General features: G+C 74.4%; 23 protein-coding genes. 5 read left to right on the top strand and 18 right to left on the bottom strand.

The window, feature by feature from the left end; genetic code table 11:
* The 4 genes from IH00_RS0100715 to IH00_RS0100730 form a co-directional block, all read right to left on the bottom strand.
* The gene (locus tag IH00_RS0100715; RefSeq protein ID WP_031068356.1) at window positions 1-1,089 is read right to left on the bottom strand and encodes a dipeptidase; all 1,089 of its coding nucleotides are present in this window, start codon (window positions 1,087-1,089) and stop codon (window positions 1-3) included.
* A 319-nt stretch (window positions 1,090-1,408) separates the two neighbouring features.
* Complete coding sequence (locus tag IH00_RS0100720; protein ID WP_031068359.1) at window positions 1,409-2,599, bottom strand: dipeptidase; 1,191 nt, start codon at window positions 2,597-2,599, stop codon at window positions 1,409-1,411.
* Window positions 2,596-3,069: a 5-(carboxyamino)imidazole ribonucleotide mutase gene (gene purE, locus IH00_RS0100725; RefSeq protein WP_031068362.1), complete on the bottom strand. Its 474-nt coding sequence runs from the start codon at window positions 3,067-3,069 to the stop codon at window positions 2,596-2,598. The genes IH00_RS0100720 and purE overlap by 4 nt, the downstream gene beginning before the upstream one ends.
* A gap of 28 nt (window positions 3,070-3,097) precedes the next feature.
* Entirely contained in the window at window positions 3,098-4,237 is a 1,140-nt protein-coding gene (locus tag IH00_RS0100730) for a 5-(carboxyamino)imidazole ribonucleotide synthase (protein ID WP_078887479.1), read from the bottom strand.
* Window positions 4,238-4,397: 160 nt separating this feature from the next.
* On the opposite strand from IH00_RS0100730, the gene IH00_RS0100735 reads away from it, so the two are divergent.
* Complete coding sequence (locus tag IH00_RS0100735; RefSeq protein WP_031068365.1) at window positions 4,398-4,943, top strand: GtrA family protein; 546 nt, start codon at window positions 4,398-4,400, stop codon at window positions 4,941-4,943.
* A gap of 9 nt (window positions 4,944-4,952) precedes the next feature.
* Here IH00_RS0100735 and IH00_RS0100740 read toward each other — a convergent pair whose 3' ends face one another.
* Window positions 4,953-6,230, bottom strand: a complete 1,278-nt coding sequence (locus IH00_RS0100740; RefSeq protein ID WP_031068367.1) for an ATP-binding protein — start codon at window positions 6,228-6,230, stop codon at window positions 4,953-4,955.
* A 9-nt stretch (window positions 6,231-6,239) separates the two neighbouring features.
* Window positions 6,240-6,917: a response regulator transcription factor gene (locus IH00_RS0100745; protein WP_031068368.1), complete on the bottom strand. Its 678-nt coding sequence runs from the start codon at window positions 6,915-6,917 to the stop codon at window positions 6,240-6,242.
* Window positions 6,918-7,416: 499 nt separating this feature from the next.
* Between IH00_RS0100745 and IH00_RS0100750 the strand changes: the two genes are divergently transcribed.
* A complete protein-coding gene (locus IH00_RS0100750) occupies window positions 7,417-8,916 on the top strand; it encodes a peptide MFS transporter (protein ID WP_031068370.1) in 1,500 nt (499 codons plus the stop codon).
* Window positions 8,917-9,012: 96 nt separating this feature from the next.
* Here the strand turns inward: IH00_RS0100750 and IH00_RS0100755 are convergent, their stop codons facing one another.
* From IH00_RS0100755 to IH00_RS0100780, 6 genes are all read right to left on the bottom strand, one after another.
* On the bottom strand, window positions 9,013-10,386 hold the full coding sequence (locus IH00_RS0100755; protein ID WP_031068371.1) for a hypothetical protein: 1,374 nt from the start codon (window positions 10,384-10,386) through the stop codon (window positions 9,013-9,015).
* A 14-nt stretch (window positions 10,387-10,400) separates the two neighbouring features.
* Entirely contained in the window at window positions 10,401-11,414 is a 1,014-nt protein-coding gene (locus IH00_RS0100760) for a hypothetical protein (protein ID WP_052411104.1), read from the bottom strand.
* 92 nt (window positions 11,415-11,506) lie between these two features.
* Window positions 11,507-12,295 (bottom strand): COG1470 family protein, encoded by a 789-nt coding sequence (locus IH00_RS0100765; protein WP_052411100.1) that lies wholly within the window; start codon window positions 12,293-12,295, stop codon window positions 11,507-11,509.
* A gap of 4 nt (window positions 12,296-12,299) precedes the next feature.
* Window positions 12,300-13,010, bottom strand: a complete 711-nt coding sequence (locus tag IH00_RS0100770) for a hypothetical protein (RefSeq protein ID WP_031068376.1) — start codon at window positions 13,008-13,010, stop codon at window positions 12,300-12,302.
* A 174-nt stretch (window positions 13,011-13,184) separates the two neighbouring features.
* Window positions 13,185-13,808 carry an ATP-binding protein gene (locus IH00_RS45360; protein ID WP_420710845.1) on the bottom strand — a complete coding sequence of 208 codons (624 nt, stop codon included), beginning with the start codon at window positions 13,806-13,808 and terminating at the stop codon, window positions 13,185-13,187.
* A 461-nt stretch (window positions 13,809-14,269) separates the two neighbouring features.
* On the bottom strand, window positions 14,270-14,638 hold the full coding sequence (locus IH00_RS0100780; protein WP_031068380.1) for an STAS domain-containing protein: 369 nt from the start codon (window positions 14,636-14,638) through the stop codon (window positions 14,270-14,272).
* A gap of 270 nt (window positions 14,639-14,908) precedes the next feature.
* Between IH00_RS0100780 and IH00_RS0100785 the strand changes: the two genes are divergently transcribed.
* From IH00_RS0100785 to IH00_RS0100795, 3 genes are all read left to right on the top strand, one after another.
* Window positions 14,909-15,826, top strand: coding sequence for an RNA polymerase sigma factor SigF (locus tag IH00_RS0100785; protein WP_031068383.1), 918 nt, complete (start codon window positions 14,909-14,911; stop codon window positions 15,824-15,826).
* A 143-nt stretch (window positions 15,827-15,969) separates the two neighbouring features.
* Window positions 15,970-17,106, top strand: a complete 1,137-nt coding sequence (locus tag IH00_RS0100790; RefSeq protein WP_031068385.1) for a DegT/DnrJ/EryC1/StrS family aminotransferase — start codon at window positions 15,970-15,972, stop codon at window positions 17,104-17,106.
* Window positions 17,099-19,231 carry a lipopolysaccharide biosynthesis protein gene (locus IH00_RS0100795; RefSeq protein ID WP_039945939.1) on the top strand — a complete coding sequence of 711 codons (2,133 nt, stop codon included), beginning with the start codon at window positions 17,099-17,101 and terminating at the stop codon, window positions 19,229-19,231. The genes IH00_RS0100790 and IH00_RS0100795 overlap by 8 nt, the downstream gene beginning before the upstream one ends.
* Here the strand turns inward: IH00_RS0100795 and IH00_RS0100800 are convergent.
* The 6 genes from IH00_RS0100800 to IH00_RS0100825 form a co-directional block, all read right to left on the bottom strand.
* The gene (locus tag IH00_RS0100800) at window positions 19,201-20,286 is read right to left on the bottom strand and encodes a glycoside hydrolase family 26 protein (protein WP_031068389.1); all 1,086 of its coding nucleotides are present in this window, start codon (window positions 20,284-20,286) and stop codon (window positions 19,201-19,203) included. The genes IH00_RS0100795 and IH00_RS0100800 overlap by 31 nt on opposite strands.
* The gene (locus IH00_RS0100805; protein WP_052411101.1) at window positions 20,283-20,678 is read right to left on the bottom strand and encodes a hypothetical protein; all 396 of its coding nucleotides are present in this window, start codon (window positions 20,676-20,678) and stop codon (window positions 20,283-20,285) included. The genes IH00_RS0100800 and IH00_RS0100805 overlap by 4 nt, the downstream gene beginning before the upstream one ends.
* A gap of 13 nt (window positions 20,679-20,691) precedes the next feature.
* Window positions 20,692-22,566, bottom strand: coding sequence for a hypothetical protein (locus IH00_RS0100810; protein WP_078887481.1), 1,875 nt, complete (start codon window positions 22,564-22,566; stop codon window positions 20,692-20,694).
* Between the two features lie 142 nt (window positions 22,567-22,708).
* Window positions 22,709-23,503: a polysaccharide deacetylase family protein gene (locus IH00_RS0100815; RefSeq protein ID WP_199819668.1), complete on the bottom strand. Its 795-nt coding sequence runs from the start codon at window positions 23,501-23,503 to the stop codon at window positions 22,709-22,711.
* Complete coding sequence (locus IH00_RS0100820; protein WP_107064377.1) at window positions 23,500-24,783, bottom strand: glycosyltransferase; 1,284 nt, start codon at window positions 24,781-24,783, stop codon at window positions 23,500-23,502. Before IH00_RS0100820 ends, IH00_RS0100815 begins: the two co-directional genes overlap by 4 nt.
* A gap of 13 nt (window positions 24,784-24,796) precedes the next feature.
* Window positions 24,797-25,864 (bottom strand): GNAT family N-acetyltransferase, encoded by a 1,068-nt coding sequence (locus IH00_RS0100825; RefSeq protein WP_031068399.1) that lies wholly within the window; start codon window positions 25,862-25,864, stop codon window positions 24,797-24,799.
* Between the last annotated feature and the right edge of the window lie 211 nt (window positions 25,865-26,075).

The following is a 26,075-nucleotide window of genomic DNA, read 5'->3' on the forward strand; positions in this document are numbered from 1 at the left end:
TCACGCCCCCCGGGCCACCGCTTCGGCCTCCCGTACGACACGGGCCGCGTTGCCCCAGGTCAGCGCGGCGATGTCGGTCTCGGGCCAGTCGCGGTGGAGCAGCTCGGCGATGAGGTTCGGGTAGCAGGACGCGTCTTCCAGGCCCACCGTGTGGGGCGCGTGCGCCGCCGTCCCGAACGAGCCCGCGACCCCCACGCACTCCGGACCGGCGACCCTGCGGACGTGGTCCAGGTGGTCGGCGACGTCCTGGAGGGCGGCGGGGAGGCCGGTCAGGCGGGCGACCTGGTCCGGCGCGAAGGTCACCATGCACACGCCGCCGTTGGCGCGCAGCCGGCGCAGGACGTCGTCGGTGACGTTCACCGGGTGCGGGGTGAGGGCGGCCGCGGCCGAGTGGGAGAGGATCACCGGCGCCTTGGTGACGTCCAGGACCCGGCGCATGGTGTCGGCGGAGGCACCGGAGAGGTCGACGAGGACCCCGAGGTGGTTCATCTCGCGGATGACGTCCTGCCCGAACGGCGTCAGGCCGTCGGGGCCGGCGGTCCAGGAGGTGCCGGCGACGCCGGCGCTGCGTACGCCGAGGGCGTGATACGCGCGCAGCGTGCCGAGCGAGTCGCCGAGGGCCGCGCCGGAGACCGGGCCGAGCAGCGAGGCGATGCGTCCGCAGTCGCGGGCGGCGGCCATCTCGGCGGCGGTGAGGGCGAGGCGGAGGGCTTCCGGGCACGACTCGATGAGCGTCCGTACGCCGTCGATCAGGTCGAGCGTGCCGCCGATGAGCTGGTCGGCGCCGTGCCGCGGCGCGACGTGGAGGGACCAGAACTGGGCTCCGACGCCGCCGGCCCTGATCCGGGGTATGTCGGTGTCGAGTGCGGCCTCGCCGTGCTGGAGCGCGTGGTGGTGCGTGCGGTCCAGCTCCTGGGCGAGGGTGTTGTGACCGTCGACGACGAGCTGCGCGGCGAGCAGGACGCGGGCGCGGCCGAGGTCGGTCTCGGAGGGGGTGGGGGCTTCGGCGGGGTCGGCGCCGCGCACCGTGTCGTCGGGTTCACCGCATGTGGTCGGTGCGACGTAGGGGAGGTCCTGCAGGTCTGCCATGACGGGGGCTCCGGCTCCGTGAACGGCGTTGCGAGCCATAGCGCCACGGTGGCACGGGAGGGGGCCGGGGTCGCGGCGGTGTACTGCGTCCGGGTGATTCTCCCCTGCCCCGGCGCCATGCGTCCGGACGGGTGCCGGCCCCGGTGCATGCGTCCGTTCTCACGGGTGCCCGCCTCCGGCGCCATGCGTCCGTCCGGACGGGTACCCGCCCCTGGTGCGGTGCCTGCCGGCGGGTGCCGGCGCCGGCACCGCCGTGCCTCCGCGCGGGAGCCGGCCCGCAGCCGAGCGTCCTCCGGACGGACAGGGCCCCCGGCGGGCCCTATCCGTCCAGCGACTCCAGCGTGGCGTTGGAGGGTGCCCGGCCCGCGAGGCCGCGGGCGACCGACTCCGCGTCGCGCAGCACGCGCAGCGGGTTGGACCAGGTCAGCATGGCGATGTCGGTACGGGACCACTTGCGGGACAGGAGCTCCGCGACCAGGTTCGGGTACGCCGAGACGTCCGACAGGTCCGACGGCGTGAAGGCTGTGCCGTCGAAGTCGCCGCCGATGCCGATGTGGGCGATGCCCGCCACCTCCCGCATGTGGTCCAGGTGGTCGGCGACCGTGGCGGCGGTGGCGACCGGGCGGGGGTCGGCGTCCTCGAACGCCTCGTGGACGCGCATCGCCTCCGGCGTCGTGTCCAGCGGGTGGAAGCCGTGCGCCCGCATGTTGTCGTCGGCGCGCCGCGTCCACTCCACCGCTGCGGGGAGGACGAACTTCGGCACGAACGTGGCCATGGCCACGCCACCGTTGGCGGGGAGCAGCGCGAGCACGTCGTCGGGGATGTTGCGCGGGTGGTCGCACACCGCGCGCGCCGAGGAATGGGAGAAGAGCACCGGCGCCTCGCCGGCCGCCAGGGCGTCGCGCATCGTCGTGTCGGCGACGTGCGAGAGGTCCACCAGCATGCCGAGGCGGTTCATCTCGCGGACGACCTCCCGGCCGAACGCCGACAGCCCGCCCACCCCCGGCTCGTCCGTCGCCGAGTCGGCCCACGCCACGTTGTCGTTGTGGGTGAGCGTCATGTAGCGGACCCCCAGGGCGTACAGGGCCCGCAGGGTGGCGAGGGAGTTGTTGATGGAGTGGCCGCCCTCGGCGCCCTTCAGGGAGGCGATGCGGCCGGCGGCCCGCGCGGCCTCCATGTCGTCGGCCGTCAGCGCGGGCGCGAGGTCGGCCGGGTAGCGGGCCAGGAGCTGGTCGACGCAGTCGATCTGCTCCAGCGTGGCGCTGACGGCATCGTCCCCGGCCAGGTCGCTGCGCACGTACACCGACCAGAACTGCGCCCCGACGCCGCCGGCCCGCAGCCGCGGGATGTCGGTGTGGAGCCGGCCGGCCTGGTCCGCCGCGATGTCGAGGCGGTCCAGGTCGTAGCGGGCCTGCTGGCGCAGGGCCCACGGCAGGTCGTTGTGGCCGTCCACCACGGGGAAGTCCGCGAGGAGGTCGCGCGCCTCCGCGAGGAGGTCCCCGGCCGTCACTTGCCGACCTTCGAGCGCAGGCGCCTGCCCTTCTCCGTCGCCTGGTCGTTGAGCTCCTGCTGGAACTCGGTCATGCGGGACAGCAGCTCGGGGTCGGAGCTCGCCAGGATGCGGGCGGCCAGCAGGCCCGCGTTGCGTGCGCCGCCGACCGACACCGTGGCCACCGGGACGCCCGCCGGCATCTGCACGATGGACAGCAGGGAGTCCATGCCGTCGAGGTACTTCAGCGGGACGGGGACGCCGATCACCGGCAGCGGGGTGACGGAGGCGAGCATGCCCGGCAGGTGGGCCGCGCCGCCGGCGCCCGCGATGATCGCCTTCAGCCCGCGGTCCGCCGCGCGCTCGCCGTACGCGATCATCTCGCGCGGCATCCGGTGCGCGGAGACGACGTCGACCTCGTACGGGATCTCGAACTCGTCGAGGGCCGCGGCGGCGGCCTCCATGACGGGCCAGTCCGAGTCGGAGCCCATGACGATGCCGACGACGGGTCCGGGTGCGTTACTCAACGATCGTTCCTCGCAGGTAGTCGGCGGCGTGGCGGGCGCGCTCCAGCACCTCGTCCAGGTCGTCGCCGTAGGTGTTGACGTGCCCCACCTTGCGGCCGGGCTTCACGTCCTTGCCGTACATATGGATCTTCAGCTGCGGGTCGCGGGCCATGCAATGCAGGTACGCCTGGTACATGTCCGGGAAGTCGCCGCCCAGCACGTTGCACATGACGGTCCACGTCGCACGCGGGCGCGGGTCGCCGAGCGGCAGGTCGAGCACGGCGCGGACGTGGTTGGCGAACTGCGAGGTGACCGCGCCGTCCTGGCTCCAGTGGCCGGAGTTGTGCGGGCGCATGGCGAGCTCGTTGACGAGGATGCGGCCGTCGGCCGTCTCGAAGAGCTCGACGGCCAGGTGTCCGACGACGCCCAACTCCTGGGCGATGCGCAGCGCGAGCTCCTGCGCCTGCCCGGCCAGCTCCGCCGGCAGGCCGGGCGCCGGGGCGATCACGGTGTCGCAGACGCCGTCGACCTGCCGCGACTCGACCACGGGGTACGCCACGGCCTGGCCGTGCGGCGAGCGGACGATGTTCGCCGCCAGCTCGCGGACGAAGTCGACCTTCTCCTCCGCGAGAACCGGCACGCCCGCCCGGAAGGGGTCGTGGGCGTCGGCCTCGGAGCGGACCACCCACACGCCCTTGCCGTCGTACCCGCCGCGCACCGTCTTGAGGACCACGGGGAAGCCCCCGGCCTCGGCCGCGAAGGCCGACACGTCGGCCGGGTCGGCCACGATGCGGTGGCGCGGGCACGGCGCGCCGATCGCGTCGAGCTTCGCGCGCATCACGCCCTTGTCCTGGGCGTGCACCAATGCGTCGGGCCCCGGGCGGACGGGAATGCCGTCCGCCTCCAGGGCCCGTAGGTGCTCGGTCGGTACGTGCTCGTGATCGAAGGTGATCACGTCGCAACCGCGCGCGAACTCACGCAGCGTGTCCAGGTCGCGGTAGTCGCCGATGACGACGTCGCTCACGACCTGCGCCGCGGAGTCCTGGGGGGAATCGCTGAGGAGCTTGAATCTGATGCCGAGGGGGATGCCCGCCTCGTGGGTCATACGGGCCAGCTGTCCGCCGCCCACCATGCCTACTACCGGGAACGTCACCCTCTTAGGGTATCCGGCCCCGCGCGTCGCCCCACGCGCCCGGGGTCGGGGCGGAAGGGAGCCTTCCGCGGGAGCGGGCGGCGTGCCCGCGCGGGCCGTGCGGCGGGTGGTTAGCATGGCTTGGTTGACCCATTCGACCGGACGGGGCTGAAAGATCACCATGAGTGAACGGGGCGCACTTCGGGTGCGACTGGAGCAGCTCCTCCGCGAGATCGCGAAATTCGGTCTCGTCGGCGGTCTCGGCCTGCTCGTCAACATGGCGGTCTTCAACCTCGTGCGCCACACCACCGAGATCCCGGTGGTACGGGCCAGCCTGGTGGCCACGGTCGTCGCCATCGTCTTCAACTACGTGGGCTTCCGCTACTTCACGTACCGGGACCGCGACAAGAGCGGCCGGACGCGCGAGCTGACGCTGTTCCTGCTGTTCAGCCTGGTCGGGCTGATCATCGAGAACGGTCTGCTGTACGTCGCGACCTACGGCTTCGGCTGGGACAGCCCGCTGCAGAGCAACTTCTTCAAGTTCTTCGGGATCGGCGTCGCGACCCTGTTCCGCTTCTGGTCGTACCGCACGTGGGTGTTCCGTGCGCTGCCGGAGCGCGAGAGCGCCACGCCGCCGTCCGGGCAGCCGGCCGCCGAATCGTTCCTGGAGCAGCGCCGGCACCGGGACGCGCGCACCGGCGATCCGGTCGGCCCGCGCGGGCGCTAGGCGCGCGGCTCAGCGGACGGTCGGCGGGGGGTCCGCGTCCTTGGTGTTGCGGCTGCGCACCTCGCGGCTGAGGAACAGCGCGAACACCGGCGGCTGCTGCTGGAGCAGCTCCAGGCGCCCGCCGTCCGCCTCCGCCAGGTCGCGGGCCACGGCGAGGCCGATGCCCGTCGAGTTGCGGCCGCTGATGGTCCGCTCGAAGATGCGCGCGCCGAGGTCCGCCGGGACGCCCGGCCCCTCGTCGGTCACCTCCACGACGGCCTGGTTGCCGGTGACGCGGGTGCGCAGGGCGACCGTGCCGCCGCCGTGCATGAGCGAGTTCTCGATCAGCGCGGCCAGCACCTGGGCGACCGCGCCGGGGGTGCCCACCGCCCGCATGCCGACCTTGCCGGAGCGGACGATCGCCCGCCCCGCGCTGCGGTAGGCCGGCCGCCACTCCTCGATCTGCTGCTTGACGACCTCGTCGAGATCGAAGGCGATCGCCGACCCGGTGCGCGGGTCGCGGCTGTTGGTCAGCAGCCGCTGGACCACGTCCGTCAGCCGCTCCACCTGGGTGAGGGCGATCTGGGCCTCCTCCTTGACCGTCGTCAGGTCGTCGGTCACGGAGATCTCCTCCAGCCGCATGGACAGCGCGGTCAGCGGTGTGCGCAGCTGGTGCGAGGCGTCGGCGGCCAGCCGCCGCTCGGCGGTCAGCATGCGGGCGATCCGCTCGGCGGAGGCGTCGAGCACGTCCGCGACCCGGTCGAGCTCGGGGACCCCGTAGCGCCGGTGGCGCGGCCGCGGATCGCCGGAGCCGAGGCGCTCGGCGGTCTCGGCGAGGTCGGTCAGCGGCGACGCGAGCCGGTTGGCCTGCCGTACGGCGAGGAGGACCGCGGCCACCACGGCCAGCAGCGCCACCGCGGCGATGATCAGCAGGGTCCGGCCGACCTCGGCGGTCACGGCCGAGCGCGGTTCCTCCACGGTGACGGTCTCGCCGCGCCCGCCCTCCGCGGTGCCCCGGATGACGCTCCCCTCGGGGCGCTTGCCGATCTCGATGGGGGCACGGCCGGGGATGCGGATCACCGCGTACCGCTTGGCGCCGCTCTGCTCGGCGAGGATGTCCGGGTTCACCGGCTCCCCGCCGATCAGCCGGCTCTCCACGATGCTGATGAGGCTCACCGCCTCGGAGTCCACGCTCTCCTGGGCGCTGCTGCTGATGGTGCGGGTCTCCACGATGACGAGGGAGACGCCGAAGACGGCGATGACGACGAGCACCACCGCGAGCGTGGAGTTGATCAGTCGGCGGCGCACGGTGTTCCGCTAGCTCTTCTCGAAGCGGAAGCCCACACCGCGGACGGTGGCGATGTAGCGGGGGTTGGCGGCGTCGTCGCCGAGCTTCTTGCGCAGCCAGGAGATGTGCATGTCGAGGGTCTTGGTGGAGGACCACCAGGTGGTGTCCCACACCTCGCGCATGAGCTGGTCGCGGGTGACGACCCGGCCGGCGTCCCGGACCAGGACCCGCAGCAGGTCGAACTCCTTGGCGGTGAGCTGGAGCTCCTCGTCGCCCATCCAGGCGCGGTGGGACTCGACGTCGATACGGACGCCGTGGGTGGCGGGCGCCGGGGCGGGCTCGGTGGAGCCGCGCCGCAGCAGGGCCCGGACCCGGGCGAGGAGCTCGGCGAGGCGGAACGGCTTGGTGACGTAGTCGTCGGCGCCGGCGTCCAGCCCGACAACGGTGTCGACCTCGTCGGCACGCGCGGTGAGCACCAGGATGGGCACCGTGTGTCCCTCGGCGCGCAGTCGCCGGGCGACCTCCAGCCCGTCCATGCCGGGCAGACCGAGGTCCAGCACCACGAGGTCGACGCCGCCCTGCAGCCCGGTGTCGAGTGCGCTGGGTCCGTCCTCGCGCACCTCGACCTCGTACCCCTCCCGCCGCAGGGCGCGGGCCAGCGGTTCCGAGATGGATGCGTCGTCCTCGGCGAGCAGTACACGGGTCATGGGGTGATGGTAGTCCGCGTGCCGTACGGGCCGGGCCGGGATCGACCGTTGATCAAACTATGATCGTGCCCGCCTGGGAGTCACGGACCCCATCCCGCTTAACACCTTCGAATGTGGGCAGATGGTTCCTGCGACACCTGTGATCCATCTCTCAAGTCCTTCCATATGCCACAGTGTCGTGTCGTATGGTGGCGAGACGCCTGATGTACTGCTCCGGGGACCTTTGGCCCGCAAACAGCGCCAAGGGTCTCCTTTCTGCCCTGGACCGGCTCCGCCGGGCCCGGGACAGCGAATGACCTGTGGGCCGGGCCCCGTGGCGTGACGACACGTCCGGGGCATGGATCCCGGTGCGGTCCGATCCTTCGCCTCCGTGCGGGCCACGGGGGCGAACCCCTGTCCGGGCGTCGGGGTGGGTCGTCCCCGGGCCGGTGCCGGCCGCCCCCCACCGGGCGCGACACGCTCACGAAGCGCGGCGCGTCCCGAGCCAACAAGGATCGACATGGCGTCCAGCCTGACGAGGGACCCGGCCAGTACCCCTGGCCTCGAGAAGACGTTCCTCGGCCACCCCCGCGGTCTGGCCAACCTCTTCATGACCGAGATGTGGGAGCGCTACAGCTTCTACGGCATGCGGGCCCTGCTCGTGCTCTACCTGTCGGCCTCCGTGGCCAAGGGCGGTCTCGGCTTCGACACGGCCACCGCCGTCGCCATCTACTCCGTCTACAACGCGATGGTCTACCTGCTCGCCCTGCCGGGCGGCTGGTTCGGTGACCGCGTGTGGGGCGCGCGGAAGACCGTGGCGATCTCCGGCACGATCATCATGATCGGCCACTTCCTGCTGGCCCTGCCGATGGAGTTCTCGTTCTTCATCGGTCTGGCGTTCATCGCCGCCGGCTCCGGTCTGCTGAAGGCCAACATCTCGACGATGGTCGGCCACCTGTACCGGGACAAGAACGACCCCCGCCGTGACGGTGGCTTCACGATCTTCTACATGGGCATCAACCTCGGTGCCTTCGTCGCCCCGCTGACCATCGGCTACGTGGGCCAGGAGATCAACTGGCACTACGGCTTCGCCATGGCCGGCATCGGCATGGCCATCGGCCTCGCCTTCTACTTCCTGGGCTTCCGCAACCTGGCCCCCGAGTCGAACCAGGTCCCGGCCCCGCTGTCGGACGCCGAGCGCGCCGGCATCATCAAGAAGGCGCTGATCTGGCTGGCCGTCGCGGCCGCCGCGTACGGCATCGTCGGCCTGACCGGCGAGCTGAGCATCGACTGGGTGCTGTGGCCGCTGACCATCCTCGGCCTGGTGCTGCCCGCCTGGTACCTGATCCGCATCAAGCGCGACACCGACCTCGACCAGGTCGAGCGGTCCCGGATGTCGGCGTACGTCTGGTTCTTCGTCGCCGCCGCCGTCTTCTGGGGCATCTACGACCAGACCGGCTCGACCCTGAGCCTGTTCGCGGAGCACAACACCGCCGGCTCGCTGTTCGGGTTCTCCTTCCCGGCCAGCTGGTTCCAGTCGCTGAACCCGCTGTACGTGATGGCCCTGGCCCCGGTCTTCGCCTGGCTGTGGGTGGCCCTCGCCCGCCGCGGCAAGGAGCCGAGCACGCTGGTGAAGTTCACGCAGGGCCTGGTGCTGATCGGTGCCTCGTTCTTCGTGATGATGCTGGCCCAGGCCGCCTCCGCGGGCGACGTCAAGGTCACCCCGCTGTGGCTGTGCTCGGTCTACCTCATCCAGACCGTCGGTGAGCTCACCCTCTCGCCGGTCGGCCTGTCGCTGACGACGAAGCTGGCCCCGGCCAAGTACGCCTCGCAGATGATGGGCGTCTGGTTCCTGGCCGTCACCGCCGGCGACTCGGTCATCGCCCTGCTCCAGCTGATGGGCGCGCCGACCGACACCACGTGGTGGTTCGCCAGCCAGGGCGCACTCGCGGTCCTCGCCGGTGTGGCGATCTTCATGTACCGCAAGAAGGTGCAGCCCCTCATGGGCGGCGTGCACTGACCCGTCCCCCCGCGGGACATCCCCTCACGGGGAGGGCCGCCGTACCGGATCCGTCCGGTACGGCGGCCTTCGCCGTTCCGCCGCGCACGGCCGCCGTCAGCGGCGCAGCAGCCGCCACGGCGTGAAGGTGAACACCGCGCCGCCCAGCAGGATGACCGTGCCCGCGGCCAGGGCGAGGGCACGCAGCGCGCCCCGGTCCTCCGCGCCGGTCTCGGCGAGCCCGCCGCCGGACGTGGAGCTCCCGCCGGTGGCCGGGCCCGCGGAGCCCGTGCCGCCGGAGCTCGTGCCGCCCGAGGCGCCGCCCGGCTGGGCGGTGGTGTCCAGTTCCAGGGAGACCTGGACGTTCGGGGGCGGGGTGCAGGTCGTCGTCGTACCGAGCGCCTCGACCGTGAGGACCCCCGGGCTCAGGGTGGCCCGGCCCGTGGCGCCCGGCCTGTAGGTGCCGGTCAGGTCCGGTATCCCGATCGGGCTGCCGGCCCTGATGGGCTCCTTGTTGGCGGGACCCTCGACGTGGACGGTGCCCTTGTCCGCGCCGCCGAGCGCCACCTCCATGGACGGCTTCACGGAGCCGGCGGGGATGTCGGCGGGGCTGTCCATGACCGACCGGGAGAAGGTCACGGTGAGGGCGTAGCCCCCGCCGCTCCTCCGGGCGTCGATCCGCACGGGGGAGGTGGCCTGCTTGTCCCCGATGGGCGTCTTGCAGGCGTACGGGACGCTGACCTCCTTGCCCGGGTACGCGGCCGGGCCGCCGTCCCCGCCGCCGGTCGTACCGCCGGAGCCCGAACCGCCGGAGGTCGCGCCGCCCGTCGCCGTACCGCCGGAGGACGTGCCACCCGAGGACGTGCCGCCCGTCGCCGTACCGCCGGAGGACGTGCCACCCGAGGACGTGCCGCCGGACGCCGTACCGCCCGAGGACGTGCCGCCCGTCGGCGGGGGGTCGCCGGCCTCCGTGACCTTGATCGTGTGGGCGGGGCGGACCGTTACCTCCGGCGCGCACGTCGTGTCCGTGGACAGCGGCTTCGAGACGTTGATGGTGTACGGGCCCGGGGTCAGCGTGATCTCCCCCGGCCGGGTCAGCTTCAGCCTGCCCGTCATGTCGGGCAGCACCATCGGGCTGTTCCGCGGGATCGGCGGGTTCTGCCGCGGCCCCGCCATCGCCAGGTCCGCGGTCCACGCGCCCGTCACCCGGACCGTTCCCGCCGGCTTGACGGTGTCCTTCTCCAGGTCGAGGACGCCGGGGTTCCGGGACGCCGCCTCGACGGTTCTCCACACCACCTCGACCTCGTCGCCGACCTTCGCCTGCGCCGGCGCGGTGATCAGCACCTTGGTGGTGCCCCGCACCGGGGGCAGCCCCGAGATGGGCGGCGGGACGCACTCCGTGGCGTACGACACCTCGGCCGCCTGCGCGGGACCCGCGGCCAGCAGGATCCCCGCACCGCCGAGCATCAGCGCGGCCCCGGCCGCGCTCATCCTCCGTTGCGTGCTCACGAATGTCCCTTCGTCGTGGGTCGGTTCTGCGTCGGTGCGGAGTCCGGTGCGAACCACGGGAGGTCCACCGGAGTCACCGGACCGGTGACCGTTCCGGATTCCCCGGCGGTTGCGCGTACGGGTGCGGCGGCGGCCGGCCGGTGGCGCGGGCGGACCCGGTCCACGACGGCCATCCCGATCCGGTACAGCCCCGCCGGTACGACCAGGGCCAGCAGGACCCGGAAGAGCACCACGCCCCACGGCCGGTCGACGCCCCAGGGCTGTTCGGCCAGCACCCGGCCGCCGTGGCGCACGGAGACCTGGTAGTCGCCGTGGGCGCCCGCGGCCAGCTCCACCGGCAGCTCGACGCGCGCCTTGCGGCCGGGCGCGATGGTGCCGCGCCACTGCCGCTCCTGCCACTGCGGGGCGAACACGCCGTGGGCGGTGCCCACCTCGAAGACCGGGTTCTCGACGGGCGCGGAACCGAGGTTGCCGACCGTCAGGACGAGGGTGCGCCGCGCCGGGGCGCCGAACCGGACGAGCAGGCCGCTCGCCCCTTCGAGCCGGGGACCCGCCAGCACGGCGAGCCTGCCGTCGCCGGACGGCTCGGGCAGCGGCGCCACCGGGTGGCCGGTGATCCGCAACGGGACGTCCACGCCGGCCTGCCCGCCGGTGACCGCGGCGGCATGGACCACGCAGGGACACGGCGCGGGCGGGGCGGGAACCGGGAGCTTTCTGCTGAACGCGCCGCGCGCGTCGGTGGTGACGGCGCGGCCGTCGGCGTTGGCGCAGGCGTTGGTGCCGCTCAGCAGGCCGCGGCCGGGGGCGGCCTCGCCGCAGACGAGCAGCATCAGCAGGGCGCCGGGCCGCCAGCCCGAGCCGCCGACCGTGAGCTCACCGCCCTTCGGGGCCTCCGGGCGCGACAGCTCCACGGCCGGCCCGCCCTCCGCCGCGGCCGCCCCGCGCGGCGCGGGCGTCAGGACGAAGGCGAGGGAGAGGGCCACGGCCAGGGCCGTCATGGCCGCGGTCATCGCCGCGGCGCCCGCGCGGGACACCGTCCGGACCGCCGCCGCGCGACGGCGCCGGAGCCCGCCCGGTGGGCCGGTGCGGGTTCCGCTCCGCTTCACCCGTCGGCTCCCCTCGCCCCGCGCCCCCGGCGCCGTACGAGCCACCGGGCCACCACTGCCGCGAGGAGCGCGCCCGTACCGGCCGCCGCCCCGCCGGCGCCGAACGTGCGGGTCGCGGCCGCCTCCGCCCGGGCGCCGCCGCCCGCGGTGGCGCTGAGGCGGATCGTCACCCGGTCCAGCGGCGGGCGGTCCCCGTCCGGCCACGGCTCGCTGAGCTCGGCCCGCTGTCCGGGGCGCAGCCTCAGCGGCAGCGGGCGCTCCGCCCGGCGCAGGGTCTCCCCGAACAGCCCCTCGGCGCGGACCGCGAGGCGCGGCGCGAGGACGGTGTTGCCGCGGTTGACCAGGGCGTACCGGACGGCCCCGCCCGTGACGCGGACGTCCTCGACGGTGAGCGCGGCGAGCCGCGGCCCGCCGACCCGTACCCGTACGGGCACGGTCACGGCCTCCCCGGCCAGCAGGGCGCCCGCGTGGTCGCCGGGCGGCGCGTCCGCGGGGACGGTCACCGAGAACGGCACCTCGGCCCGGGTCCGGGGCGGCACGGTGACCGGGTTCGCGGCGAAGGTCACCCAGGGGGCGGTGGCCCGCAGGGGCAGTGTCAGCGGGCGGTGGCCGGGATTGGTCAGCGACAGGGTGTCCTCCAGCACGGTGCCCGGCGGTCCCTCGAGGTAGAAGTAGGGCGGCCTGATCCCACCAGGAGCAGTCCCGGCTCCGGCAGCGGGCGTCGCGGGGACCGCTGTCGCGGCGAGGGCCAGGACGGCGAGGGCGGCCGCGGCGCGGGGGCGCATGCCCCTATGCCCGGCGGTGGCCCGTGCGGCGGGTCAGCCACAGCGCACCGGCCACTCCGGCGAGCAGCACCGTGCCGCCGAGCGTGCCGAGCGCAGCGGCCGAGTCGAGCGGGCCGGTCCGGGGCAGCTCGCCGCTCCCCGGTGGTGCCGACTGCGATCCGGAACCGGAGCCCGCCGCGGACCCGGAGCCCGAGCCCGAGCCGGAGCCCGCCGCGGTGACGTCCAGCTCCAGTGACGGCCCCGGGTCGTTCCGCGGGGTGCAGGTCGTGGTGGTGCCGAGCGCCTTGATGGTCAGCACCCCGGCGGTGAAGGTGACCTTGCCGCTCTTCGACGGCGTGTACGTGCCCGACAGGTCGCTGATCCTGATGGGCGTGTTGGCGGGGATCTTCTCGGGGTTCGCCGGTCCGGAGACGGTGACGGTCCCGCGGTCCGCGCCGCCGACCCGGATGACCGCGCTCGGGTTCATGGCCCCCTTGCCCAGCTCCACGGGGCTGGACGAGACGCCCTTGCGGAACGTCATGGTGAGCCGGTAGCCGCTGCCGTTCCTGACGCCCGTGATGTCGATCGGGGAGACGGCGCCCTTGTCGCCGATCGGTGTCCGGCACGCGTAGTCGACGTCGACGACGGTGGCGTGGGCGGCCGGTGCGGCCGTCAGCACGGCCGCACCCGCGACCGCCGCCGCCAGCACGAGAGTTGTCCGCTTGTGGTTCGGCACCTCGAGATCACCTCTTGCCTGACGGCCCATCAGATCGGCGCTCAAGGTACGCCGGTGACCATGGAGAGGGAAGACACGTGCACGAACACACGGCGGGGCATGGGCCCATGACAAAGAGCACGGCCGATCGCCGTGCTCCCGGATACTCCGAAGACCCGCGCGGGACGCGGGTCGCTACTCGGGCGCCGCCAGCTCCGCCCAGACCGTCTTGCCCGGCGCGTCGGCGTTGCGCACGACGCCCCAGTCCAGGCACAGGCGCTGCACGATGAACATGCCGTGTCCGCCCGGCCGTCCGGCGCGGTGCGGCGTGCGCGGCGCGGGCTGGCCCGGGCCGCGGTCCTCGACCTCCAGCCGCAGCACCTTCGCGTCCAGCGAGACGCGCAGTTCCTCGGGGCCCTCGGCGTGCAGGCAGGCGTTGGTGACCAGCTCCGAGACGACGAGCAGGACGTCCTCCGCGGCGGCGCGCCGGTCGGCGGTGGCGGCGGGCAGCCAGCCCCAGTCATAGAGCGCCTGGCGGGTGAAGTCACGGGCGAGCGGCACGATGCCGCTGGCGTCGCCCAGCTCCAGCCGGCGGCTCCGGCGCCCGCCGGAGGCGTCGGCAGCGGAGGCGTTCGCACCCGGTTCGCCCGTACCGGAAGCGCCGGCACGGGAAGCGTCCGCGCCGGAGGCACCGGTCGCGCCGCCGTCGGCGGCCGGTGGCGCGGCGTGCGCGGCGCCGGCCGGCGTGCCCGCCGGAGGGTCCGCGGGCGCACCGGGTTCTGCGGCGGGGACTCCGGACGCGACGGCCGGAGCCGTCACGGCCGCACCCGCGTCGACCCCGACGGGGCCGGTGGCCACGCCCGCACCCGTCCCGGGCACCGCGTCGGAGGGCCTGCCGGCACCGGCGGGCGCACCCGCGCCCGGGGCGGTACCGCCGCCGGCCCCCGCAGCGGGCCCGGACGGCGCGCCGGGCGCCACGGATCCCGCGACCGGCTCGGCACCCGCGCCGACGGCAGCGGCGCCCGCGGCCCCGAGGCCCGAGCCGCCCGGCTCACCACCGAGATCGCTCGGCGGATGCTGCTGGGTGCTGCCCATCAGCGCTTCACCTCACCGATTCACCAAGTCGCCATTACATCGATACAGAGAGTGGGAGCCGACCATGGCTCTCTCACGCCCCCTCGCGCAGGTTCTTCTGCCCGGCGTTCCGGGTACAACACCCGGTTCGTCACCTCGCGGTCGTGAGCAAACCGACAGCAGGGTGCGGCCGCGCCGCGCGGAACCTATTCGGAGAGGGCCGCTTCCAGGGTGTCGTGCACGGTGAAGACAGCTTCCGCACCGGTGATCTCGAACACCCGGGCCACCACGGGCTGCATGCCGGCCAAATGGACCCCTCCCCCTGCCGCCTCGGCCTTCAGCCGTGCGCCGAGCAGCACATTGAGGCCGGTGGAGTCGCAGAACGCAAGCTGCGAGCAGTCGACCACCAGCCGTGATCGCCCCTTTTCGAGCGCGGCTTCCAGCGGTTCGCGCAGCAGGTCGGCGGTGTGGTGATCGAGCTCACCCACCGGCGTGACGACCTCGCTCCGGCCCTCCGTCCGGACCCCGACGCTGAGTCGGCCCTGATTCGCGCTGCCGACCGTCCCGCGGTCCATGCCGCCCCTCTTCGCCGATGCCGTTGAGTCGGTAGAACCCTACGCCTTCTCCCCACCGGTCGGTAGTCGGACTCCCCTGCAACCCAGACATATGGGACAATTGACACTTGCAACGATCCAGGAAGAGCGGGTAGGGCTAGTAGGGACACCCATTCGCAGGGGACACCCGCCACAGGGACACCCCCGACACGGCCGGCTTCGGAGGCGCCGCACACCGCAGCGACGCAGATCGGCATCGGCGGCCTTATGCCGAGAACGATGGAGGAGACCATGTCACCCCGGCTCGACGCAACGCGTACCCCCCTCGCGACGTCGACAACTCCGCCCCACCACATCCCCTACGAGATCACCGGTACGCTCGGCGACCCGGCCGACCCCCTCGCCGGTCTCGGCCTCCCCGACATCCCCCCGTACGACGAGGTCGAACCGCTCGACGCGCGAGCGCTGTCCAAGACGCTCTTCGCCCGGCTCGAAGCGCTCGAGGAGGGCACGTACGAGTACGCGTACGTCCGCAACACCCTCGTCGAGCTCAACCTCGCCCTGGTCAAGTTCGCCGCCTCCCGGTTCCGCTCCCGTAGCGAGCCGATGGAGGACATCGTCCAGGTCGGCACCATCGGCCTGATCAAGGCCATCGACCGGTTCGAGCTGGCCCGTGGCGTCGAGTTCCCCACCTTCGCGATGCCAACCATCATCGGCGAGATCAAGCGCTTCTTCCGCGACACCTCCTGGTCCGTGCGCGTCCCGCGCCGGCTGCAGGAGCTGCGCCTCGACCTCGCCAAGGCCGGGGACGAGCTCGCCCAGGAGCTGGACCGCGCCCCGACCGTCGGTGAGCTCGCCGAGAAGCTCGGCATCACCAAGGAAGAGGTCGTCGAGGGCATGGCGGCGAGCAACGCGTACACCGCGAGCTCGCTGGACGCGCAGCCCGAGGAGGACGACACCGAGGGCGCTCTCGCCGACCGCATCGGCTACGAGGACAACGGCCTGGAGGGCATCGAGTACGTCGAGTCCCTCAAGCCGCTGATCGCCGCGCTGTCCGCCCGGGACCGCAAGATCCTCTCCCTGCGCTTCGTCGCCGGGATGACGCAGTCGGAGATCGGCGAGGAGCTCAACATCTCGCAGATGCACGTCTCCCGGCTGCTCTCGCGCACCCTGGGCAAGCTCCGCAAGGGTCTGACCCTGGACGAGTGACACCGCAGGTCCCCCTCCCCGGAAGGGCCCGTTCCGTCAAGGGATGGGCCCTTCCGCCGCCTTGACGGGATCGTCCCCATGGGGCGACATTGTCCCGGGGCTCAGGGGGGTATCACATGCGGTACGCGGCTCTGGAAGAACGCATGCGCGCACGGCTCGGCAGAGAGTGCCTGTACGTGCCGTCGTGCCGGCTCGGGCTGTACCTGGCGCTGCGTCACTTCTGCCCGCCGGGCGGCCGGGTGCTCATGTCCCCGGTCAACGACGACGTCATCCTCTTCGTCGTCCTCGCCGCCGGGCTGCGCCCCGTCCAGGCGCCGCTGAAGCCGCACGACGCCTCCCTCGACGCCGCCGCCGTCCCCGAGGACGTGTGGCGCGGCCTGTGCGCCGTGCTCACCACCAATCTGTACGGCAACCCCGACCCGGCGCCGGAGCTGGCCGCCGCCTGCCGCGCGCGTGGCATCCCGCTGCTGGAGGACGCGGCGCACGCGATCGGCAGCGTGGTCGGCGGCCGGCCCGTCGGCACGTACGGCGACGCGTCCGTCTTCAGCCTCTCCAAGCACACCGGCGCCGGGACCGGCGGGTTCCTCGCCGTCCGCGACGCCGGCCTCCGCGACGAACTCGCCCTGGCGCGCGACGCGTTGCTCCACCCCGCCGGCCCCGGAGCCGAACTCGCCTACGCGGTACGGCCGTACGCCGAGGCGGCGGTGCGGGGGCTGCGGCTGGTGAGGGCCGCCCGGGCCACGCTGCGGGCACTGGGCCGGCAGGAGCGCGAGGGGATCCGGATGCCGCTGCGGCCGGCCGCGCTGGAACGGGCGGTGGCCGCCGCCCCCGCTCTCGTCCCCTTCCACCCGTGGGTACGGGTCGACCTGCACACGTACCGCCTCACCCCCGGACCCGCCCGGCTGCGGCGCACCGAGCGGCTCCTCGGGCGGCTGGACGCGACCCTGGCGGCCCACCGCGCCGGTACGGAGCAGCTCCTCGCGTCTCCCTGGGGCACCCCGCCGGCCGCGCTCCAGCCGCTGTTCCGCGTACCGCTGCTGGTCGCCGACCGGGACGCGGCCATCGCCGCCCTGGCCCGGGCCCGGCTGACCACCGGCTACCTCTACGACCCGCCCCTGGACGACTACGCGGGTGCCGCCTTCTGCGACCCCTCGCCCGCCCCGGGCGCCGCCCGCTGGTTCGCCCGGCACGCGCTGCCCGCCGACCCGCTGCGGGCCGGCGCGGTGCTCGGCGTCCTGCGCGCGTCGGGCGCACGGCCCGCGGGCCGCCACGGTGGCTGACACCTCCGTCCGGCACGGCACCGCGCCGGCGGAGGACGCCGGGAGCGGAGCGCCGTCCAGCGGCGACTCGATGTTCCGCAACGCCTACGCGCTGATGCTGTCGACCGGGGTCTCCGCGGCGCTCGGCCTGGGGTTCTGGCTGGTCGCCGCCCGCTACTACACCGAGGAGGCCGTCGGGCAGGGCTCCGCCGCCATCGCCGCGATGCGGCTGCTCGCCTCCGTCACCGCCACCACGATGATCGGCGCGGTGGTGCGCTACGTGCCGCGGGCCGGACGCGCGACCGGGCCGCTGGTGTGGCGCGCGTACGCCGTCAGCTCCCTGGTGGTGGCGGCGGCCAGCGCGGCGTTCCTGGCCACGCTGGACCTGTGGGGACCGTCCTACGCGCCCCTGCGCGGGCTGCCCGCCGGGCTGTTCTTCACCGCGGCGTGCGTGGCCTGGGCCCTGCTCACGCTCCAGGACGGGGTGCTGACCGGGCTGCGCAAGGCGGTGTGGGTGCCGGTCGGCAACGCCGTCTTCTCGACGGCCAAGCTGCTCCTGCTGGTGGTGTGCGCCACCGCGCTGCCGGTGCTCGGCATCTTCGTCTCGTGGGCCGTCGCCATCGCCCTGTCCGTACTGCCGCTCGGCTGGCTGGTGTTCCGCCGGCTCATCCCCCGGCAAGCGGCCGCCGACCGGGACCGGGAGCCGCCGACCCTGCGGGAGATGGGGCGGTTCCTCGCCGGGGACTCGGTGGGCGCCCTGTTCAGCCTGGCGATGATCAACCTGCTGCCGGTGATGGTCGCCGTGCGCTTCGACGCCGCGCACAACGGCTTCTTCTACACCGCGTACACGGTCGGCGGGACGATGGAGTTCATGGCCATCAACATGGCCTCGTCGCTGACCGCGCACGCCTCGCACAGCCCGGAGTCCCTCGCCGGCGGGGTGCGGGGCGCGCTGCGCCGGATGGCGTTGCTGCTGGTGCCGGTGGTGCTGGTGCTGGTCCTCTTCGCGCCGTGGATCCTCCTGCCGTTCGGGGCCGCGTACGCCGAACACGGCACGCTGGTGCTGCGGTTGCTGGCAGCCGCCGCGCTGCCGCGCGTCGCGGTCGAGCTCTGGATCGGTGTGCTGCGGGTCCAGGGGCGCACCGGCATGCTCGCCGTCGTGCAGGGCGCGATGTGCGCGCTGGTGCTGGGCAGCGCGGCGGTGCTGACGGTGACGGCGGGGATCGCGGGGGCCGGGATCGCGATGCTCGCGTCCATGACGGTCATGGCGCTGGTCTCGGTGCCGGGGCTGCGCGGGGCGCTGGCCGGCCGTGCGCCCCGCCCGCCGCGGTGGCGGCGGGACCGCGGGCCGGAGTACGGCACGCGCTGGGCCCGGGAGGCGGCGGAGCGGGCGGCCCGCCGGGAGGGGAGCCACGGCACGGAGTGGGCGCACCGGCCGGCGTATCCGCGGGTCGGACACGACACGGCGACGCCCGCGGTCGGGCTGCCGGTGTACGTACGGGCGCGGGCGCCGGCCGCGGTGGACGACGAGCGGTGGCCGGTCCGCTGGCTGTGGCTGCTGCTGGCGCTGGCCGCCGGGCTGTTCTGGGGACCGCTCGGCGGCGTCCGGCAGTCGGGGCGGGAGCGGCTGTCGGGCACCGTGTCCGGGGCCGAACTGGTGGCCGCGCTGCCCCCGGTGACGCTGACCGCGGGCATCCTCCTGGTCGTCGTGCACTGCGCGGCGCTCTCGCTGCGGCGGCCGCGGCCCGCGCTGACCGGTGCGGTCCTGCTGGTGACGGTCGCCGCCCTGCATTCGGCGCCGCTGCTGCTGGGCCTGCGGCCGGAGGCGGCGGGCGGGCCGTGGTCCGGGGCGCCGGCGCGGCTGCTCGCCGGGGTGGCGGGGCTGTCGGGGCCGCAGGGGGTGCTCGCCGTGGCGCCGTCGGTGCTCCAGGTGCTGTGCCTGGGCCTGGCGGCGGTGGCGCTGCGGGCGGCGGGCGCCGGCGGGCGGGAGGTGGCGGGCGCGGTGTGGGTGCTGGCGGTGGCGGGGTGGGCGGCGCAGGACGCGTTCGCGGCCGCTGCGGTGCCGGTGTTCCTGGGGTGGTGCGCGGCGGCCGCGGCGGCGCTCGTCGTCCGCCGCTACCGGGGCGGGAGCGGCTGCCGGAAGTAGTCGTCCTGCCCGGCGATCCGGTAGCCCTCGAGGCCCGGCCCGTCGTCGACGGTCAGGTCGCAGCCCTCGCCGGGGACCGGCCGGTTCCAGTGGACCAGCGCCTTGGCCTTCGGCAGCGTCGGCGCGACCCGCGGGATGTCGGCGTACCAGTCGCGCTGGCGCTGCGGGCGCGCCGGGTCGGGCGCGGTGGCGAACTCGGCGAGCATGAGCGGCTTGTCGCCGGAGATGTGGGCGCGCAGCCAGTCGTAGGAGGGCCGCTGGCTGCGGTCGAAGTCCAGCCAGGTGGTCGACCTGTGGCAGAGGTAGTAGTTGTACTGGTCCATGCCGATCCAGTCGACGTACGCGTCGCCCGGGTACAGCGCCTTCATCTGCCGGGCGTGGCCCAGGTAGCCGGAGACCGTCCACACCCACACCACGTTGTCCACGCCGAGCCGGGCGAAGCGGTCGTGCAGGTGGCGCCAGGCGGCGACGAACTCCTCGGGCGTGCCCGCGCCCTCCTTGATGCGGAAGTCGGTCTCCTGGTCGAAGGAGAGGAAGACGCGTTTGCCGTACGCCTTGATGCGGCGGGCCTGCGGATCGATGACGTCCTCGTCGTACGCGCCGGAGGCGATGTTCCTCCAACCGAGCTGCCGCTCGGTCCAGTTCGCGTGGTGGGGCTCGGTCCAGACGGTGGACTCCCAGGCGAGCATCAGCAGCCGCTCGCGACCGAGTTCCCGCTCGTCGGGGGTGAGGAGCTGTCCGTCGAGCTCCGTGCCGGACATGTCGTGGTAGTTGTAGACGAGGTCGAGCTTCCGGCCGATCCTGCGCTCGAACCCGTGGACGGCGTCCGTGAGGGAGCCGTTGGCCGCGTACGGCACGTAGGCGCCCCACCAGGCCCCGCACGGGGGTTCCAGCAGCGCGGTCGGCGCGCACGGACCCCGCGGTGCGTCGCCGGAGGCACCGCCCGGCCGGGTGGCGGTCCATACACCGAGGCCGAGGAGCAGCGCCCCGACGACGGCGAGCACCAGCGCGGTGACCGGGCGGGGGCGGCGGCCGCCGGTGTGCCGCCCGCTCATCGGTCCGGTCCGTCGGGTCCGGCGCGTCCGGCGGCGCCGCGGGTGGCCGCGGGGAGCGGCACTCCGGGCAGGGCGGCCACCACCGTCGCGAAGGCGGCCAGCGGGACCAGGAACGCGGTCGCCGAGAACCCCTCCAGCAGGAACAGCGTGGTCGCGGTCAGCGTGGCCAGCGACAGGCTCACCGGCGCCGCCAGCGCCAGCGCCTCCAGCCGCGCCCCGGGCCGCAGCCCGCGCGGCTGCGGGTGCAGCAGGGCGAGGCCGGGCCCGAAGGCGACGAAGGCGAGGACCGGGATCCAGCGCAGGGGTGAGCCGCCCGGCAGGGCGGTGGCCGCCAGGGCGAGCCATCCAAAAGCCGCCAGGGCGGCTCTGTACCAGGTGCGGTTCCTCGGCATGGCGACCTCCCTGTCACCGGGGCACGTGGACGAGTACGAGTCCGTGCCTGCTCTCCTCCACCACGCGGAACAGCGGCGAAGCCTTGAGGCCGGCCACGAGGGTGTCGAAGCCGCCGGGCGGCAGGTAGCCCTCCCCGGTGACCGCCTCCTCCTGGGTCGGCGTGAGGATGACGTACGCCCGGCGGCCCTCGGGGATGCCGCGCGCCAGGTAGCCCGCGGGGTCACGGAGCATGGCGAGGTTCTCCGGGATCTCCTGCTCGGTGAAGAACCAGCGCTCGTAGCGGTCGTAGCGGGTGTAGGCGCCGGGGAACGACCCCGTGGTGGCCAGGATCAGCGAGCCCGCCGGAGCCCGGTCGTAGGCGCGGGTCACGAGCGCGGTCTCGGCGGGCGGTGCGTAGTGCATGCCCTCCTTGCCGTAGTACGAGGGCAGGAACCCGGCCAGCAGCAGCGTCAGCGCGACGGGCAGGGCGACCGCCGTGACCCGCCGGGCGGTCCGGGCGCCACGGCCGGCCGCCCCGGCGGCCGGCACCAGCGCGGCGGCGGCGAAGAAGGCCGTGCCGGGCAGGCCGAACAGGTAGACGCGGAAGAGCATTTCGCCGCCGTAGTCGTTGACGGCGAACATCGGCACGGGCGCCGCGGCGGCCAGCAGCAGCGGCAGCGCGCTGCGCGCCAGCCGGCGGCGCAGCAGCACGGCCGTGCCGGCGAGCGCGGCGAGGAGGAGCACCACGGCGATGTTGGCCGTGCCGACCAGTTCCGGGCCGGGGCCCGTGGGCTCGCCGGCGTACCCGGCGCGGGAGTTTCCGAGGAGGTCGCCGGCCGAGTCGCGCAGGGTGCCCAGGGTCTCCAGGAACAGCACGCGCCCCATGGTCAGGTCCCAGGCCAGCATGAGCAGCCCGGCGACGACGAGCAGCCCGATGTTGCGGTAGCGGCGGGTGAGGCACAGGGTGAACAGCGTGGCGCACAGCATCACCGGGGTGAGCTGGTGCGAGGCGTTGACGGCGGCGATCAGCGGGGCGAGGACCAGGACGCAGACCGCGCGCTGCCGGGTGCCCGTGGGCGGCGGCACGGCCGCTGCCGCCGGGTCCAGCCATGCCCGGTCGCGCAGCGGCCCGGCGGACCCCGGCCGCACGAAGTGCCGTACGACGACGACGAGGACGGTGAGGTGCAGCAGGTACGAGAAGCCCTGCGGCGAGAGGTAGTCCTGGCCGACCCAGTTGGCCAGCTGGAAGACCCACACGCCCGTCCACACCAGCCGCCAGTCGTCGGTGAAGGTGCGGTAGAGCAGCGTCAGCACGGGCAGCGTGAGCACCCCGAGGGCGACGGGCGCCCAGTTGATGTAGGAGGCGGCCGCCTCCACGCCGACGGCGCGCACCAGGGCCGCGTTGAGGGAGAAGAAGCCGGGCCACTGGTCGTACGCCGCCATGCCGCCCGACAGTTCGGTGTACGGGTGGACCGTGCCCTCGGCGAGCAGCCGGGTGATCACGGCGTCGTGCTTGGCGGCCCAGGCGTACCGCACCCCGTCGTACAGCACGGCCGGCGGCGCCTTGAGCGCCACCAGCAGGGCCACGCAGTACGCCGCGGGCCACCGGGGCGCCGTCCCGGCGCGCCGCAGGGTGACGACGAACCCGGCCGTCAGGACGGCGAGCGCGGCGTAGTACGCCGCGGGGAAGCGGTCGAGCAGCCCGTGGTCGCCGATGTCGCGGAAGCCGGTGCGCGGCAGCGCGTACAGCCACAGGGCCGCCGCGACGAGCAGGGGCAGCCAGCTGAAGAGGGTCTGCAGCGGCCGTCCGCCGCTTCTCGCGGGCGGCGGCGCGCCCGCTTTGACGTCCGCCCCGTCACCGGCCGGCCGGGCGGCGGCCGGCGCGGGCACGCGGTGCTGCTGCTGCACTGTGCCACTCCCCCCACGCATGTGGCCGCTTCAGCGAAGGACGGGAACGTTCTCCGGGTCCGGGCGGCTCTCGTACGAAATCGTCTGTCGTGGATCAGCTCGTGGTGACGCCGGTGGTCCGGCCGGTGGTCCGGCTCGTGGATCAGCCGGCGAATTCGGGTCCGCGGACCAGGGCCCTGGCCCGCCGGTACATCCGCCAGCCGGCCGTCGCCGGCGAATCGGGGTAGGGCGCGGTCCGCGCGCCGCGCCCCGCCATCCACCGCTCGACGTCGGCGACGGTGTGGGATCTGCGCACGATGAGCCGCGCGATGCGGTACGGCTCGTCCGTCTCCGAGCTGAGGGCGTGCCGTACGGCGACGGCCGACGCGTACCCGGCGTCGGCCGCGGCCCGGCGCACGGCGCGGCTGTTGTAGCCGTGCGGATAGGCCAGGTGCGCCACCCGGTGCCCCAGCACGTCCTCCAGCGTGGCCTTGGCGTCGCGCAGTTCGCGGCGGAGCGCGCGCGGCGCCAGGGTGTCCAGCTGGGGGTGGGTGACGGTGTGCGCGCCGATCTCCATGCCGTACTGCTCCAGCAGGGGTGCCTGGGCGAGCGCCATCATCGGCGCGGGCGGCAGCAGGCAGTCCCGGCCGGGTGTGAGGGCCCCGGTCGTCAGGTACGCGGTGGCGGGCAGGCCGCGGGAGGCGAGCGCCTCGGCGGTCGGGCCGGGCAGGTCGGCGAAGCCGTCGTCGAAAGTGAGCACGACGGGCCGGGGCGGGAGCCCGCCCCGGCCGGCCAGGTGGCCGGCGAGCACCGAAAGCGGCACGGCGGTGCGGCCGCCGGCGACGATCGCGTCGAGCTGTGCCGCGAAGTCGCGGGGCGTGACGGTGAATTCGGCGATCCAGGGCGGCGGGTCGTCCGTCACCGCGTGGTAGAGGAGCACCGGTACGGGTGTTCTCATCGGGTCCCACCGCCCTCGGTGCCCGGTGCGACGCCGGTGGCACGCAGCGGGGCCGGACCGCCCGGCCCGGGGCGGGCGCGCAGCCGGGCGCGGGCGCGGGCGTAGCCGATCGGTCCGTAGAGCATGCCGAGCCGCTCCAGCCGGGACAGGCTGCGGGGCCAGGGGTGGCCCTGGGCGCCGTGTTCGCCCGGTGCGCCGGCTCCGGCGGCGCCGCGTGCGGCGGTCATCGCCCGCGCGTGGGCCAGTCCGCGCGGGAGGCGGGCGAGGAGGGCGGGCAGCAGGGCCGGGCGGCGGACGACCAGGGCGGTGAGGTACGCGGTGAGGCCGGCGCCGTACCCGTACGCCTGGCCGCGCAGGTCCTGCCAGGTCTCGCGGTGGTGGTGCCAGACGAGGGCGTCGGGCGTGTAGTGCAGCCGGTGCCCGGCGGTGAGCACGCGGACGAAGGCGTACAGGTCGTCGCCGCCCCGGGCGGGCGTCCCGGTGCCGGTGGCCGGGTCGAAGCCGCCCGCGGCGCGCAGGGCGGTGGCGCGGAAGGCCATGTTGGCGCCCGAGCCGAAGCTGCCGGCGGTGAACGGGAAGAGCGGCTCGCCGGCGGGCGGGCGGCGCGGGTCCCAGGTGCGCGGGGTGAAGCCCTTGGCGAAGCCGCCGTGGCTCTCGAGCAGGATCTGCGCCGGGGTGCGCAGCCGGGCGGGCAGGATCAGACCGGTGACGCAGCCGACGCGCGGGTCGGCGGCGAACGGCGCCGTGAGGGCGGTGAGCCAGTGCGGGTCCGCGACCACGTCGTCGTCGGTGAAGGCGAGGACCTCGCCGCCGGCGGCGGCGACGCCCCGGTTGTGGGCGGCGGCGAGCCCGGGCACGTCCTCGCGCACGTACCGGACGCCGGGGTACTCCGCCTCGATCAGCTCGCGGGTGGCCGCGGTGCGGGGGGCGTTGTCGACGACGACGACCTCGTAGTCGGGGTGGTCCTGTGCGAGGAGCGAGTCCAGTGCCCGGGGGAGCACGCCGGCGCGCTCGCGGGTGGCGACGACGACGGACGTCCGCGGCGGGGGGCCGTACGCCACGGGCCGGGGCACCCTCCCGGCCAGCCGCTCGCGGGCGACGGCGGCGAGGGCCCGCGCGGGGTCGCCGGTGCCCGGCGGGAGGTGGGCGAGGACGGTGCCGACGGGCCGCCCCCGGAGCCGTACGAGGGCGTGGACGCGGCCGTGGGGGACGTCGTCGCAGCGGAACGACAGGACCGTCCCGTCGAGTGCGAGGTCGAGGTCGGCGACGGCGATGGGCATGAGGGGGCCTCCTTCAGCGGCCGTGGCGCAGGCGGCCGACCTGGTTGAGGGTCTGCTGCGCGAGCCCCGCCAGCCGGGGGCGGCTGCGGACGAAGCTGTGGGCACGCCGCACGGGTGCGCGGCCGATCCAGTGCAGGCCCGCGCGCACGCCGGGGCGCACGCAGGAGCCCTCGTACACGCGCAGGTCGCCGGTCTTCAGGGCCTCCTTGTACTCGGCGCCGCCGCGCCCGAGGTCGAGCATCCCGATGCCGGCCGCGGCCGCCGCCTCGGCCATGCGCAGGTGGAGGACCAGGCCCGGTGAGTACTTGGCGAAGGCCGGGTCGTACGCGGGGAACCAGCAGGACAGGACGGTGCGGGAGCGCAGCCCGAAGTGTGCGGCGGCGGGCCGCCCGCCGGCGTACAGCACGGACAGGACACCGGAGCAGCCGGGCGCGCGGGTGGTGTGCAGGTCGCGGACCAGCGCGCTGATCCACGCCTGGGCGAACCGGTCGCGGCGGCCGGTGCGGCGGTACTGGGCGGACTTCCAGGCCATGAGGGTGCGCAGGGCGGCCGGGTCGTGGTCGTCGAACACGAAGCGGAGCTCCCCGGCCTGCCGGGCGAGGCGCCGCTCCTTGGCGCGGGTGGTCCGCAGGAACTTGGGCGACCGCTCGCGCAGTGCGTGCTCGTACGCGGCCCAGCCCTCGCCGACGTCGATGACGGGCGAGGGGAACTCCTCGGCGGCGTGCGGGACGAAGACGCCCTGCCCGGCTTCGAGGTTGTCGAACTCCCAGGCGGCCAGCCCGCAGCCGCGCAGCACCTCCCGTGCGCCCACCCGCAGCCCGGCCCGGAACACCCCGCCCTGGCTGTCGGAGACGCCGAGCCCGATGGCCCGCCCGTGCCCGAGGGCGCTCCTCTCGTGGGGGAAGAAGCCGACCGGCTCGCCGTCCTCGGTCAGCACACCGACCCGGGCCGCGGCGGGCCGCGCCCGGCCGACCGCGAGGGTGAACTCCGGTTCCATGAAGGGATGGGCGGGCGCGCCGGACTTGGCGCGCAGTTCACGCCACGCTTCGAGGTCCCCGGTGCGGAGCTCTTCCGGCCTCATGACATGGATGCGGACAGCCTGTTTCCGTGCAGCGCTCAACTCCGACCCCCCGGCCCCCGGTCCCCCGGTCTCCCCCTGAGCCTTGCCGGTACGAGACGCTACCGGCCCGCTTCCCTCCGGGACAGGGGCATTCGCCCATCTTGTGACCGATCCGTGAAGGAGTGTGACGGGTGGGGAGAAAGTGCCCGGAGGGACGGGGTGAGCGGGGGGA

This window comes from Streptomyces sp. NRRL S-118, assembly GCF_000716335.1.
GTDB lineage: Bacteria > Actinomycetota > Actinomycetes > Streptomycetales > Streptomycetaceae > Streptomyces.

Bases quoted from the DNA above. Each gene is read 5' to 3' on its own strand.
- IH00_RS0100785 (WP_031068383.1), top strand. From the start codon at position 14,909: ATGTCACCCCGGCTCGACGCAACGCGTACCCCCCTCGCGACGTCGACA.
- IH00_RS0100760 (WP_052411104.1), bottom strand. From the start codon at position 11,414: ATGACCGCGGCCATGACGGCCCTGGCCGTGGCCCTCTCCCTCGCCTTC.
- IH00_RS0100735 (WP_031068365.1), top strand. From the start codon at position 4,398: ATGAGTGAACGGGGCGCACTTCGGGTGCGACTGGAGCAGCTCCTCCGC.
- IH00_RS0100755 (WP_031068371.1), bottom strand. From the start codon at position 10,386: ATGAGCGCGGCCGGGGCCGCGCTGATGCTCGGCGGTGCGGGGATCCTG.
- IH00_RS0100790 (WP_031068385.1), top strand. From the start codon at position 15,970: ATGCGCGCACGGCTCGGCAGAGAGTGCCTGTACGTGCCGTCGTGCCGG.
- IH00_RS0100750 (WP_031068370.1), top strand. From the start codon at position 7,417: ATGGCGTCCAGCCTGACGAGGGACCCGGCCAGTACCCCTGGCCTCGAG.
- IH00_RS0100765 (WP_052411100.1), bottom strand. From the start codon at position 12,295: ATGCGCCCCCGCGCCGCGGCCGCCCTCGCCGTCCTGGCCCTCGCCGCG.
- IH00_RS0100815 (WP_199819668.1), bottom strand. From the start codon at position 23,503: ATGAGAACACCCGTACCGGTGCTCCTCTACCACGCGGTGACGGACGAC.
- IH00_RS0100745 (WP_031068368.1), bottom strand. From the start codon at position 6,917: ATGACCCGTGTACTGCTCGCCGAGGACGACGCATCCATCTCGGAACCG.
- IH00_RS0100800 (WP_031068389.1), bottom strand. From the start codon at position 20,286: ATGAGCGGGCGGCACACCGGCGGCCGCCGCCCCCGCCCGGTCACCGCG.
- IH00_RS0100805 (WP_052411101.1), bottom strand. From the start codon at position 20,678: ATGCCGAGGAACCGCACCTGGTACAGAGCCGCCCTGGCGGCTTTTGGA.
- IH00_RS0100825 (WP_031068399.1), bottom strand. From the start codon at position 25,864: ATGAGGCCGGAAGAGCTCCGCACCGGGGACCTCGAAGCGTGGCGTGAA.
- IH00_RS0100780 (WP_031068380.1), bottom strand. From the start codon at position 14,638: ATGGACCGCGGGACGGTCGGCAGCGCGAATCAGGGCCGACTCAGCGTC.
- IH00_RS0100820 (WP_107064377.1), bottom strand. From the start codon at position 24,783: ATGCCCATCGCCGTCGCCGACCTCGACCTCGCACTCGACGGGACGGTC.
- purE (WP_031068362.1), bottom strand. From the start codon at position 3,069: ATGGGCTCCGACTCGGACTGGCCCGTCATGGAGGCCGCCGCCGCGGCC.
- IH00_RS0100715 (WP_031068356.1), bottom strand. From the start codon at position 1,089: ATGGCAGACCTGCAGGACCTCCCCTACGTCGCACCGACCACATGCGGT.